Consider the following 12,674-nt stretch of genomic DNA (forward strand, 5'->3'; position numbering starts at 1 on the left):
TTGGGTTGTCATTCTGACATTTGTGCAACCCACCCAAACACGGAAAGGCAACTCTAACCAACAGATAGCACAAGTCAATGATACGTATTGAGCCGGGTAAGATGGCTAGCTGATAATGCCTGAACAAAAGCCGGTAGGGCTGGTTTGGAAAAATTGTACCGGGTTCGACACCCGACTAAATATCGATACGGAATGACATACGTTGCCGCCGACTTTTTGCCCTTACCCTATAATCCCTCCTATGAGCAGCCGGAACCGGACGAAGCCCAGACCATCCGGGAGATCATCGACACCATGGCGGAGATCCAGCAGAAAACCTACCAATCGCAGGGACACGCCATCCGGAGTGTGCACGCCAAAGGCCACGCGCTCCTGAAGGGAGAGTTTCAGGTGTTTGATAACCTGCCCGCCTACCTGGCGCAGGGACTGTTTGCCAAACCCGGCACCTACCCCATCGTCGCCCGTATCTCCACGCAGCCGGGCGACGTACTGCCCGACAGCGTTTCAACGCCCCGTGGCATTTCCATCAAGGTGTCGGGGGTGGCAGGCGAGCACCTGCCCGGCGCCGATGAACTGGACACGCAGGATTTCATCGTGGTAAACAGCCCCGTGTTTCCCCAGAAGCTAAAGGATTTCCTGAGCGGCCTGAAACGGTTTGACGCGCTGACCAATAAGGCGGAGGGCTTCAAGGAAGGGCTCTCCAAGGTACTGCGTACCGCTGGTGAAGTGGTCGAAAATCTGGGTGGCTCCGATGCTGGCATCATGCCCGGTATGGGCGGGCAGTTGGCTACGCATCCCATGGGCGACAGATACTATTCGCAGGTGGCTTATCTGTACGGCGATTACATGGCGAAGTTCTCGCTGACGCCGGTATCCCCCAACCTGACCGCTCTGAAAGACCAGTCCATCGATATTGACAGCGACGATAACGCCCTGCGTCATCTGCTGCAGGATTTTTTTGCCACCAACGGCGGGGAATGGGAGTTCGGCGTACAGCTCTCGACCGATATTGAGAAGATGCCCATAGAGGATGCGTCGGTCGAATGGTCGGAGGACGAGAGCCCGTATATCATCGTCGGGAAGCTGACGATTGCTCCCCAGGACTCCTGGACCGACGAACGGGTTGCCGTAGTGGATGATAAAATGTCTTTCAGCCCCTGGCACGGGCTGGCGGCCCATCGTCCGTTAGGGGTCATTCAGCGGGCGCGCCGGGCCTCTTACCAGGCATCGGCTGATTTCCGCCGGGGCCTGTACGGGAAAACGTCGAACCCGGATGACGTGAAATAACAGGTTCCTAATACCGAAATGAGCACCAGACCGCTGCCCGCCGATCCTGCCGGGCAGCGGTCTGGCATTTCAGGCCGGGCAGACGAGAGCTGGGCCCGTAACCACGACCAACACCGTCCTTCGGACGGATGTCCCAACTGCGGTTTCAGGTCCAACTTGCTGGTCTGGTTGTCCGCTCGGCGATTTTCATGCGGAAACAGCTGCGGATTGCCAGCGCTCATTGCCCTGACTATCCAAAATTTACCGCCCCGCGCAGCAGGTTACCCGGGTAGCGGCTTTCCGGATAAACGTTTCATCCTGAACTATCCCAGGCCCATCCGGTGTTCTTCCATTCACACAGCCGCCTTCCACCCGACCGGCAAATCGTTTACTGTTCCATGAAATCGACACATACTGACTGGCCAATAGACACCTTTGTGTGAGGGCCCTGTTTTCAGTAATTCGCTGTCCGGACGTTTACCCACTACGGATTAACCTGTTTCATTTTCACAATTTCCTCTGACAATTCTATCATGACACACGTACTGGCTTTCTGGCAGCTGATGACCGCAGGCATAACGCGGCTTCGCTCAGAAACCACCCTGCTGGTAACATTCCTGTTGGTACTGTCGCGGACGGCCCCGTTCGCCCAGGCACAGTCGGCGCCCGGTCCTTTTCCGGTGCCGCAAAACATTCCGAACCAGCTATTTTACCTGCAGCGCGATCCGAATACAAACACCATTATCTGCGCCTTGAACGTGAAAGACGGGAAACTGGTCACGAGCGATCCGGTGCACGTATACTGGATCCGGTACGCCGAAGACAGACAGCCCGAAGAGCTGAACTACATTCAGAAAACCTTTGCCTACGGCATCAAATCCCGGCCGCTGGGTAACGGCCAGTACGAGCTGAACTTTGTCTCCTACAAGAAGCTGCCGCTACGTCTGGCCCGCTCCGAGCGCGACAATGCCTATTACGTGTTCGCTAACGTAAACCAGAAGAAGATACAGATCAGACGGCTCTATCTTCGGATTGAAGGCGGCACCATGTGGATTCCTAATGTGAAATACCTTCAGTTGGAGGGGATTAATACGGCCACGGGCGAAAACGTCATTGAGCGTATCCCGATTTCGGTGCCGAAGGCCGATACGTCGGCTTAAGGCACCTGGCAAAAACAGCAAAGCCGTCCGGAGTCATACCGGACGGCTTTGCTGTTTTATCAACGTTCTATTTCCCGGCGATGCGGTACAACCGTCCCTGATCAGTGATGGCGTACAGCGCGCCGTCTTTGCCCTGGGTAATGTCCCGGAAACGCTGCGTTTCATCGGCCAGCAGTCGTTCTTCACCCACGACCTTGTTGTTTTCGATTACCAGCCGGGCAATGTGCAGCCCGCTGAGCGTACCGACGAAGAGGTTGTTTTTCCACTCGGGCATGAGGTCACCGGTGTAGAACGTCATCCCGCTGGGTGATACCGACGGGTCCCAGTAGTAAATCGGCTGTTCGAGTCCGTCCTTCTGCTGAATGCCTTCGCCTACTTTCTCCCCGCTGTATTCGATGCCATACGTAATGGTGGGCCAGCCATAGTTTTTGCCGGCCTCGATCCGGTTGATCTCGTCACCTCCGCGGGGACCAAATTCACCTTCCCACAGATCGCCCGTGACGGGGTTGATGGCCAGGCTCTGTACGTTACGGTGACCGTAGGAGTACAGCTCCGGGCGGGCGTCAGCTTTACCGATAAATGGGTTGCCCGTTACAGGTTTGCCGTCGGTCGTGATCCGGATTACCTTGCCCAGGCCCGAGTTGATCGACTGCGCCTGCGGCCGGGTCACTTTATCCGAGCGCTCACCGGTGCTGATGAACAGATTCCCCTGCTTATCGAACAGAATACGGCCGCCATAGTGCAGGTTCCCTTTGTAGCCCGGGGTGGCCCGGTAAATAACGGTAGCGCCTTCGATCTTCTTTTCATCGGCCGACAGTTTCCCTTTGGCTACTGCCGTCAGATTACCGCCTGAGGTGGCTTCCGAGAAGACCCAGTACACCATTCTGCTTTTCTCGAAATCAGGGGCGGTCCGGATTCCCAGCAATCCCCCCTGCCCCGACGAATTCACGGCCGGGATGCCGGTGATGGGTTCGCTTACCTTACCATCCGTCGTAGCGATCCGCATCGCTCCTTCGCGTTCAGTGATGAGAAAACGGCCGTCGGGCAGGCTGGTAATCCCCCAGGGAAATTTGAGCGCTTCGGTCAGCACTTTGCCTTCGTATCCCGCCTTGGTTTTAACGCTGGCGACCCGCGTCTGTCCCGCGAAGGCCGGTTTATAGGCGGAGTTGGGTTCTTTGGTTTCCACCTGCGCAAGGGCACCGGTCTGAGCCGTTAGTGCCAGCGTCGAGATAGCCGCCAGTACAATAAGTCGATTAGTCATGGTTAGCAAACGATTTGAGTTATAAATGTAGCACGGTTTCGATTAGCAGGCGGTTCTGTCTCGCTGTCATCCGCGTAAAATGGCGTCAATCGTCGTGATCTCGTCGGCCGAGAACGTCAGATTGTCGAGGCAACGGAGCGAATCGGTGATCTGCTGGGGCTTACTGGCCCCCAGCAGGACAGACGTAATGCGGTCGTCTTTCAGAATCCAGGACAAAGCCATCTGCGCCAGGTCCTGCCCGCGCGACTGCGCTACGTCATTGAGCTTGATCGCTTTCGCAATCTTTTCGTCGGTAATCTGATCGCCTTCCAGCGCCCCATTTCCCCGGTGACTGGCCGCCCGGGAATCGGCTGGAATTCCTTTCAGGTACTTGTTGGTCAGCAACCCCTGCTCCAGTGGTGAGAACGGATACAGCCCACGCCCTGCTGACCGAGCACGTCCAGTAGCCCACCTTCTACCCACCGGTCGAACAGCGAATAGCGGGGCTGGTGAATCAGGCAGGGCGTGCCGAGCTGCTTCAGCAGATCAACCGCTTTTTCCGTTTCGGCAGCGCTGTAGCTGGAGATACCCACGTAGAGGGCTTTCCCCTGCCGAACGATCAGGTCCAACGCCGACATGGTTTCTTCCAGTGGGGTGTGCGGGTCGGGGCGATGGTGGTAGTAAATATCGACGTAATCTAGGCCCATCCGTTTCAGACTCTGGTCCAGACTGGCGACCAGGTACTTTTTCGAGCCCCAGTTACCGTACGGGCCGTCCCACATGGGCCACCCGGCTTTGGTTGAAATGATCAGCTCGTCTCGGTAGGGAGCAAAATCTTCGTTAATCAGCTGCCCAAAGGTTTCCTCGGCCGAGCCCGGCGGAGGGCCGTAGTTATTGGCCAGGTCGAAGTGGGTAATACCGTGGTCGAACGCCGTCCGTAACATGGTGCGGGCATTTTCCAGACTGTCAATTTTACCGAAGTTATGCCACAGTCCCAGTGAAATGGCGGGCAGCAACAGGCCACTGTTGCCGCAGCGTCGATACAGCATGGTATAGTAGCGCTGCGCAGAGGGTGAATACGTCATCGTCTGATTGTACGCGTTAAATTACCTGTGTGAAGAGTTGGGTCGTTTCCGGCCAGCAAAAGTCCGGTGTTCTTTCCAGAAAACAGGACTTTTGAATAAGAAATATGCCCGGTAATAGTTGTCAGGACAACCACCCGCGCACTCAGCAGCCTAATAACCAGGTTACAGACCCGGGCCCGTTAGAAAACAAAAATCCCGGCTCATGAGCCGGGATTTTTTATAGCTATATAGCTGGTCTGTTTACTTCACTTGTTCCACAACGGCAGCAAATGCTTCCGGGTGATTCATGGCCAGATCGGCCAGTACTTTACGGTTTAGTTCGATGCCCGATTTGTTGAGGGCACCCATCAGGGCCGAGTACGACATGCCGTTGATGCGCGCACCCGCGTTGATCCGCTGAATCCAGAGACCACGGAAATCCCGTTTCTTGGCGCGACGGTCGCGGTAGGCATAACCCAACCCTTTCTCAACGGCGTTCTTAGCAACCGTCCAGACATTCTTACGCCGACCAAAATAACCTTTGGCCAGCTTCATTACTTTTTTCCGACGCGCCCGTGAGGCAACGTGATTGACGGAACGTGGCATAATAAGTTGTGTTTTTTGACAACTGGCGACCGCTGTACGGGTACTTTAGGCCAGCAATCGGGTGAAACGTGAAACCAGACGCACCTGCGTCTTTTTTGCCGGTTTAGGCGTTCAGCAACGCTTTGATACGTGCTTCGTCAGCGCTGACAACGACCGTAGCGTGAACCAGGTTACGCTTCTGTTTCGTCGTTTTTTTCGTCAGGATATGACTGTGGAAGGCGTGCTTCCGCTTGATTTTCCCGGTACCGGTCAGCTTGAACCGCTTCTTGGCACCTGAGTTTGTTTTAACTTTTGGCATTGTCTTGGAAACGCTACTGGTGAAAAATGAGTAAACAGGCCGCAAAGATACGCTTTTTTCCATCAAAACGCTACCGTTATCCCGGCTCTTTTCCGGCTTACCCTACAAAAGTCAGGCGTCAGCACCGATTCCTTGGTGGGAACCGGTGCTGACGCCTGCTTTATTGACCAGTTATTTCTTAACCGTAACGACCTTTGGGGCCAGGAACATGGTCATCCGCTTGCCTTCCAGTTTTGGCTCAGCCTCGATTTTACCGTATTCTTCCAGTCCTTTTGAGAAGCGCTCCAGCAACTGGAAACCGCGATCCTTAAACACGATGGCGCGACCAACAAACTGTACGTACGCCTTCACCTTGGCCCCTTCTTTGAGGAAGTTGATAGCGTGTTTCAGTTTGAATTCGAAGTCGTGATCGTCCGTGTTCGGACCGAACCGGATTTCCTTGATAACCACTTTCGTGGCGTTTGCTTTGATCTCCTTCTGCTTTTTCTTCTGCTCGTATTTGAACTTTGAATAGTCGACAATACGACACACAGGTGGAACAGCATTGGGCGAGACTTCAACCAGATCAAGATTCTGGGCGCGGGCCATCGCCTGTGCCTTATTTATATCGTAGATTCCCTGCTCTACATTTTCACCGACCACCCGAACTTCGCGGGCTAGGATGCGCTCATTGACTTTGTAGGGTTCTTCAACCACGCGACGGGGTGGTCTGCGCTGGGGTAATGCCATATATTGTGTTTAAGGTAACTGACTTGATTAAGTCGCTTGGATAACGTATTGATTTGTAAAAAGTTCGCAAAAACTAGCTAAAATACAGATTCCAGACAAGTTTGGTTAGCAAACGTATCGTTGCAAGAAACCGGCGCTACGTCCTGTCACTCAAGGCGGACTCGGCACCGGCCTGTACAACATGGTGCTGCTTACAGTTTCACTTCCGCCTGGAAAGTCTGCACGAATTCGTCGATGGTCATGCTGCCCAGGTCACCCTGCCCTTTTCGCCGAACCGATACTTTTCCTTCTGCCGCTTCTTTCTCACCCACAACGAGCATGTAAGGCACTTTGTTAACTTCTGCATCCCGAATTTTTCGGCCGATTTTCTCGTCCCGTAAATCCACGAAGCCGCGAATGTCGCGCTCCTGCAGCGTCAGGAACAGATCGTTGGCGTAGTCTTCGTATTTCTCCGAGATCGGCAGGATCGCGATCTGATCCGGCGACAGCCACAGCGGGAAGTTACCGGCCGTGTTTTCAATCAGGATCGCGATGAACCGCTCCAGCGACCCAAACGGTGCCCGGTGGATCATTACCGGCCGGTGCTTCTGGTTGTCGGCGCCGATGTACTCCAGCTCAAACCGGTTCGGCAGGTTGTAATCCACCTGAATGGTACCCAGCTGCCACCGGCGTCCGAGCGCATCGCGCACCATGAAATCGAGCTTAGGTCCGTAAAAAGCCGCTTCGCCCAGTTCAACCACGGTCGGCAGCCCTTTCTCAGCGGCCGATTCAATGATGGCCGCTTCGGCTTTCTCCCACAGATCATCAGAACCGATGTATTTTTCTTTGTTCTCAGGATCACGGAGCGAAACCTGCGCGCTGTAATCGTCAAATCCTAACGATTTGAACACGTAGAGCACCAGGTCGATCACTTTCATGAACTCTTCTTTCACCTGATCGGGGCGGCAGAAGATATGGGCGTCATCCTGCGTAAAGCCCCGCACGCGGGTCAGGCCGTGTAACTCGCCCGACTGCTCGTAGCGATACACCGTACCAAACTCGGCCAGCCGCAGCGGCAGGTCGCGGTACGAACGGGGGCGGGTTTTGTAGATTTCGCAGTGGTGCGGGCAGTTCATCGGTTTCAGCAGAAACTCCTCGTTCGGGTCCGGGGTCCGGATCGGCTGGAACGAATCCTCACCGTACTTTTCCCAGTGGCCCGACGTTACGTAGAGTTGCTTGCTGCCAATGTGGGGCGTTACTACCGGCGAATACCCCGCCCGGATCTGCGCCCGGCGCAGGAAGTTTTCCAGCCGCTCGCGCAGCATGGTTCCTTTCGGCAGCCAGAGTGGAAGCCCCTGCCCTACTTTTTCCGAGAACGCAAACAGATCCAATTCTTTACCCAGCTTGCGGTGGTCGCGCTTTTTGGCTTCTTCCAGCAGGAACAGGTAATCGTCCAGTTCTTTCTGCTTTGGGTAGGTGACGGCGTAAATACGAGTCAGCTGTTTATTCTTCTCGTTGCCGCGCCAGTACGCACCCGCCACGTTCATGATCTTGGCGGCTTTGATAAAACCCGTATTCGGAATGTGTGGTCCCCGGCACAGGTCGGTAAAGTCCCCCTGGGTATAAAACGTAATTGAGCCGTCTTCCAGCCCGTCGATCAAGTCCAGTTTGTACGGATCGCCTTTCTCTTCGAAATAAGCAATCGCATCGGCTTTGCGGACGGGTTTGCGGACGTACTGCTGTTTCTGGCGGGCCAGCTCCAGCATTTTGTCTTCTACCTTTTTGAAATCTTCCTGCGAGAACGCTTGTCCGTTCAGGTCCACATCGTAGTAGAAACCCGTTTCGATGGCCGGGCCAATGCCAAATTTTACGCCTGGATACAAGGCTTCCAGGGCTTCAGCCAGCAGGTGAGCCGAGGAGTGCCAGAAGGTTGCTTTTCCTTCGGTGTCGTTCCAGGTCAGCAGTTGTACATTGGCGTCGGCGTCAATGGGCCGGGTGGCGTCCTGCACCACGCCGTTAACCTTGGCGGCCAGTACGTTACGGGCCAGGCCTTCGCTAATACGAGAAGCGATATCCAGGCCAGTACTTCCTTTGGGGTATTCTCGAACGCTCCCGTCGGGCAGCGTCACGCGGATTTGTTCGTCCTGCGCAATCATGCGTCTATGGTTTATTTGTGGGCAACCGCGGCCTGCCTACAACTGCAGACCACTTATTTAGTAAACGTTTACAGGTGTACTCCGTTCAATTTTCTCGCCAAAAATAACAGACTGGCGGTTTCTAGTTAATTGGTTTTATGGTTCGGCGCAGCGAGTCGCTCCCTCCCGACGAATTAGTGGTCTTAGGCTGGAGAGTCGAAATCCGGACGCGGGTTGTATCGAGCACCTGCCGCCCCCGGCCAGCAGCCGCAGCCTCCGTCGACGCATCCGGCAAAAGTAATGGGTTATATGAATTTCGCGTGTACTGCCGACGCTGCGCCCGCCACGATCCCTGGTAAGCTAATTTGTCGTTCGCGTCCAGTTTGAGGGCTTTGTCATAGGCCGCTATGGCCAGATCATACTGCCCGGTCTGCTCGTAACAGTACCCAAGGTACGTATCAATACGCGGAAACTGGGGCCGGAGTTGCTGCACCCGCTGATAATTCGCCAGCGCATTGGGATAATTCCGGTACGCCTGGTTGATCAGCCCAATCTGAAAAAACGCTTGGTAATAATTGGGTTGCAGCTTTACCGCCTGCTGATAACACGCCACGGCACTATCCAGCCTGCCAGCTACGTGGTAGGTTACACCCCGACTATAGTGCAAACGGGCATTGTTAGGAAAATACCGGATGGCCTGTTCGTTATAAACCAGGGATGAGTATGGGTCTTTCAGCGCCCGGTAGACCGACGCGAGCTGGCTGTACGTATCCAGATAACGGGGTTTTAGCTGGAGCGAATGCTTATACAGGGCAAGTGCCTGGGTCGTATCGCCCAGTTTAGCGGCCATCAGGCCTTTGAAGAAGTATGCCTCACCGTCGTAAGGAGCCATCTGCAACGCGCGCGCTACGTATAACTGCGCCCGGTCAAACTGCCGCTGTTGCTGCAACAGATCTCCCTGTAGGGTATAGAGTTCAGGCGTATCGACCCCCAGAATTTCGGCGCGCTGCGCGTTTTCCAGCGCCTTGGCCGATTGCTGCAGGGCCCGTAACACCCGGGCACGGGTCAGGTAGTACGTACCAATGTTAGGCTCCCGGCTGATGGCTTCATCGATATCCTCCAGCGCATCGTTCACGCGCCCCATATCCAGCAGGATCACCGCCCGTTTGGCGTAGGCTGATGCGGGCGCCGACTGATTAATGGCATTCGTCAGGGCGCGAAGAGCCCCTTCAACCCGGCTGCTGTCCCCCACCTGCGGCACTTCATGAATCCGGGTCGACTGCCGGGCATCATCGCTGCAGGAAAAGAGTGAAAGAAAGACAAAGAGCGAAAGAGTGAAAGAGTGCCGCGACGGATGTCGAAAGAGCGATGACGTAGAAACAGAGACTGGTACAACCGAGCGAATCTGACGTTCCTGCTTTTTGGAACGCACGAGAATGTATTGGCTGAAAAAACAAGTAAGCCATTCCAGGCAGCTTCGTTTTCTCACTCCTTCACGAATTGGTTGTTGGTTTTTCTCGGTTACTATAGGTCGCGTCACTCTTCCAACAGCCCTTATGTCGCTCTTTCGCTCTTTCACACGTTCGCTCTTTGCTCCAAAGGTACTGACGCAAACCGATAAAAGACGCCCAGCGGCAGCCGCTTCCGGGCCTGGTCGGCCATGAATAGTTCGCCCCATTCGGCGTTCGGTACGCTGCCGAAAATCTGGTTCATCAGGTTATCGAGCAGCAGCGACGAAAACCCGAGTGAATATAGATTGATGATGAAGAAAAAATCGCGTCGGTCCAGCAGATCGGCGCAGGATTTCAGCAGATCGGTCAGATGTTCTTCCAGCACCCATTTTTCCCCATCGGGACCGCGACCGTAGGCAGGTGGATCCAGTATAATTCCCTGGTACTGGTTCCCCCGGCGGACTTCCCGCCGAACGAATTTAACCGCATCTTCTACCACCCAGCGAATGTTGTCCAGGCCGCTGTAGTCCATATTCTCACGGGCCCAGCTGATAACCGGTTTCACGGCGTCAACGTGCGTTACGTCGGCGCCCGCCTGCCGGGCTGCCAGCGAGGCCCCGCCCGTATAGGCAAACAGGTTCAGCACTTTGGGTCTGGACGGTCCCGTTGCGTTCAGGGCATTGATTTTGTCGTGTATGAACGCCCAGTTGTCGGCCTGCTCCGGGAAAAGGCCCACGTGTTTGAACGTTGTCAGGGCCAGCTTGAACTTCAGATTCAGGCCACCCTGCCGGAACGTAACAAACCAGGGATCGCGCATGCCGGGTGCCACCTGCCAGTCACCCCGCTCGGGCGACTGCCGATCGCGCCGGAACGTAGCGTGGGCGGTTTGCTCCCATTCCCTATCCGACAGCGATTTATCCCAGATGGCCTGGGGTTCGGGGCGGGACAGTACGTACTCGCCGAATCGTTCGAGTTTCTGGAATTGGCCCGAGTCGATCAGTTCGTATTCCGGCCAGGCAACGGGGGTAATTAATTGCATGAATTCATTCAGAAAAGATTTCGGCGATTACAGACCAAAACCAGACAATATGAAGGCAGCATCTACTGCCCCATTTTCAGAATCAGTTCAAACTCATCCGGACGAATGGGCATGACCGATAAACGAGACTGTTTGATGAGGCCGATTGCAGCCAGCATCGGCTCGGCTTTGATCCGGGCCAGCGACACCGGATTGGCGAGAGCCATCACTGGTTCCAGTTCAACAACGACCCAGGGCGTTGGAGCGCCCCCCGGTTCGGTCGGCACAGTCGGATCAGGGTAGGCTTCCTTCACAACCGTAGCCAGACCAACTACGCAGGGGTTCGTTACGCTATGGTAATAGAGTACCTGGTCGCCCGCTTGCATGGCCCGCAGGTTATTACGCGCCTGATAATTACGAACACCGTCCCAGATGGCGCGTCCCTGAGCGATAAAATGGTGCCACCCGTACGTATCGGGCTCGGACTTAACTAACCAGAAGTTCAAAAGAGTGAAAGTGCGAAAGAGCGAATGAGTGAAAGAGTAAATGAGCGAAAGAGCGAAAAATGGCTGACGCATAGATCGCTCTTTCACTCATTCACTCTTTAATCAATAGTAGTCATCGTGTTCGCTGCTGCTGCCGAATGGGGAGCCGTATTCGTCAACGTCATTCTCGTAGCGAGAGCCTGCGCCCTGAAAGGTAAATGCTTTTTTCAGGATCACGATCTGCCCGGTATGGTACAGGTCGTGGTTGATGATGCCGTGCAACATGTCGTAGTACGTGTACTGTCGACCGGGTACAATGTCTTCCAGGAACTCATCATCATCGCGCTTGTCAAGTTCATTGATCAGTTCTTCCTGACTCAGACTCAGCTCCATTTCCAGGGCTTCCCACTCGAAATCATCAATCTTGTCGGGCAGGGCACCGAAATCTTTAGCGGGTGTTGTAATGTCAAAATCGGCATCGCCCTGCATTTTTTTCACGCAGAAGATGCGCCAGCTGGTCATGTGAAAAACCAGTTCGGCAATGGTATGTGTATTTGGGGTAATCCGTCGACCCGCCATGGCTGGCGTAACACCCCGCAGGGCTTCAACGACCGAGGGGCCGTGCCAGGCTTCTTCGCTCTCGTACGTTGTGTTCAGCAGGTCTATTATACGAATCAGTTCGTCGTTGGCAATCATAGTGTAATAAGTTGGCGCGTTGTGTATTGTCTCCTACAGCCGTATCCGCTGATCATTGCCGTTCGCAACGACGACGCTGCCGGCAACTGATATAATACACAAATGGGCAACAAAGTTACGGGAATAATTGCAGGCAAGGAAAAAACAACAAGCTACGAAAGAAATAAAGACAGAGCCGCCATTGTGCTGGCGGATTGAGCCCAGAAACTATGTAACCGGTATATACACAAAGATAGATTTGATGAAAAATAATTTAATAAGTTTTTCAATTGATTTATGATGACGATGCAACTACTTATCTTATTTTTGTCCTAACTGGTACCAACAGACGCCTGATAAGTAGAAAGCAGTATAACCAAATGAGCATTACAAAAAATTATATGTACTCACATTTTTAAATAAATAAACTTGTATAGACTAAAATGCCTATAAATCAACAAAATATACCACTAAATTAATAATAAGAAACATAGACAAATAGAGTAATAGCATGAGTAAAAACCCTTAATTTTCTCTGAAGACGATCGGCAGACGCCAGCCTGACTCT

Annotated in this window: 11 protein-coding genes and 1 pseudogene; 2 read left to right on the top strand and 10 right to left on the bottom strand. The window is 54.0% G+C overall.

The window, feature by feature from the left end; all coding sequences use genetic code 11:
* Window positions 1-192 precede the first annotated feature (192 nt).
* Window positions 193-1,287, top strand: a complete 1,095-nt coding sequence (locus HU175_RS15680; RefSeq protein WP_176567488.1) for a catalase family protein — start codon at window positions 193-195, stop codon at window positions 1,285-1,287.
* Window positions 1,288-1,799: 512 nt separating this feature from the next.
* Window positions 1,800-2,426, top strand: a complete 627-nt coding sequence (locus HU175_RS15685; RefSeq protein ID WP_218036996.1) for a DUF4833 domain-containing protein — start codon at window positions 1,800-1,802, stop codon at window positions 2,424-2,426.
* A gap of 67 nt (window positions 2,427-2,493) precedes the next feature.
* Here HU175_RS15685 and HU175_RS15690 read toward each other — a convergent pair whose 3' ends face one another.
* The 10 genes and pseudogenes from HU175_RS15690 to HU175_RS15735 all read right to left on the bottom strand — a co-directional run bounded on the left by HU175_RS15690 (window position 2,494) and on the right by HU175_RS15735 (window position 12,127).
* The gene (locus tag HU175_RS15690) at window positions 2,494-3,687 is read right to left on the bottom strand and encodes a PQQ-dependent sugar dehydrogenase (protein ID WP_176567489.1); all 1,194 of its coding nucleotides are present in this window, start codon (window positions 3,685-3,687) and stop codon (window positions 2,494-2,496) included.
* 66 nt (window positions 3,688-3,753) lie between these two features.
* A pseudogene (mgrA, locus tag HU175_RS15695) lies at window positions 3,754-4,751 on the bottom strand (L-glyceraldehyde 3-phosphate reductase).
* A gap of 240 nt (window positions 4,752-4,991) precedes the next feature.
* The gene (gene rplT / locus HU175_RS15700) at window positions 4,992-5,336 is read right to left on the bottom strand and encodes a 50S ribosomal protein L20 (RefSeq protein WP_176567490.1); all 345 of its coding nucleotides are present in this window, start codon (window positions 5,334-5,336) and stop codon (window positions 4,992-4,994) included.
* Window positions 5,337-5,439: 103 nt separating this feature from the next.
* Window positions 5,440-5,634, bottom strand: a complete 195-nt coding sequence (rpmI, locus tag HU175_RS15705; protein ID WP_176567491.1) for a 50S ribosomal protein L35 — start codon at window positions 5,632-5,634, stop codon at window positions 5,440-5,442.
* 171 nt (window positions 5,635-5,805) lie between these two features.
* Complete coding sequence (infC, locus tag HU175_RS15710; protein ID WP_176567492.1) at window positions 5,806-6,363, bottom strand: translation initiation factor IF-3; 558 nt, start codon at window positions 6,361-6,363, stop codon at window positions 5,806-5,808.
* A 191-nt stretch (window positions 6,364-6,554) separates the two neighbouring features.
* Window positions 6,555-8,498 (bottom strand): threonine--tRNA ligase, encoded by a 1,944-nt coding sequence (gene thrS, locus HU175_RS15715; protein ID WP_176567493.1) that lies wholly within the window; start codon window positions 8,496-8,498, stop codon window positions 6,555-6,557.
* A 121-nt stretch (window positions 8,499-8,619) separates the two neighbouring features.
* Window positions 8,620-9,909 (bottom strand): tetratricopeptide repeat protein, encoded by a 1,290-nt coding sequence (locus tag HU175_RS15720; protein WP_317167746.1) that lies wholly within the window; start codon window positions 9,907-9,909, stop codon window positions 8,620-8,622.
* A 143-nt stretch (window positions 9,910-10,052) separates the two neighbouring features.
* Window positions 10,053-10,967 carry a class I SAM-dependent methyltransferase gene (locus HU175_RS15725; protein ID WP_176567495.1) on the bottom strand — a complete coding sequence of 305 codons (915 nt, stop codon included), beginning with the start codon at window positions 10,965-10,967 and terminating at the stop codon, window positions 10,053-10,055.
* 62 nt (window positions 10,968-11,029) lie between these two features.
* Window positions 11,030-11,452: an EVE domain-containing protein gene (locus HU175_RS15730; RefSeq protein WP_176567496.1), complete on the bottom strand. Its 423-nt coding sequence runs from the start codon at window positions 11,450-11,452 to the stop codon at window positions 11,030-11,032.
* A 102-nt stretch (window positions 11,453-11,554) separates the two neighbouring features.
* The gene (locus tag HU175_RS15735) at window positions 11,555-12,127 is read right to left on the bottom strand and encodes a DinB family protein (protein ID WP_176567497.1); all 573 of its coding nucleotides are present in this window, start codon (window positions 12,125-12,127) and stop codon (window positions 11,555-11,557) included.
* Window positions 12,128-12,674 lie beyond the last annotated feature (547 nt).

This window comes from Spirosoma sp. KUDC1026 (genome assembly GCF_013375035.1).
GTDB lineage: Bacteria > Bacteroidota > Bacteroidia > Cytophagales > Spirosomataceae > Spirosoma.

Bases quoted from the DNA above. Each gene is read 5' to 3' on its own strand.
- HU175_RS15690 (WP_176567489.1), bottom strand. From the start codon at position 3,687: ATGACTAATCGACTTATTGTACTGGCGGCTATCTCGACGCTGGCACTA.
- HU175_RS15735 (WP_176567497.1), bottom strand. From the start codon at position 12,127: ATGATTGCCAACGACGAACTGATTCGTATAATAGACCTGCTGAACACA.
- HU175_RS15680 (WP_176567488.1), top strand. From the start codon at position 193: ATGACATACGTTGCCGCCGACTTTTTGCCCTTACCCTATAATCCCTCC.
- rplT (WP_176567490.1), bottom strand. From the start codon at position 5,336: ATGCCACGTTCCGTCAATCACGTTGCCTCACGGGCGCGTCGGAAAAAA.
- HU175_RS15685 (WP_218036996.1), top strand. From the start codon at position 1,800: ATGACACACGTACTGGCTTTCTGGCAGCTGATGACCGCAGGCATAACG.
- HU175_RS15725 (WP_176567495.1), bottom strand. From the start codon at position 10,967: ATGCAATTAATTACCCCCGTTGCCTGGCCGGAATACGAACTGATCGAC.
- thrS (WP_176567493.1), bottom strand. From the start codon at position 8,498: ATGATTGCGCAGGACGAACAAATCCGCGTGACGCTGCCCGACGGGAGC.
- infC (WP_176567492.1), bottom strand. From the start codon at position 6,363: ATGGCATTACCCCAGCGCAGACCACCCCGTCGCGTGGTTGAAGAACCC.
- rpmI (WP_176567491.1), bottom strand. From the start codon at position 5,634: ATGCCAAAAGTTAAAACAAACTCAGGTGCCAAGAAGCGGTTCAAGCTG.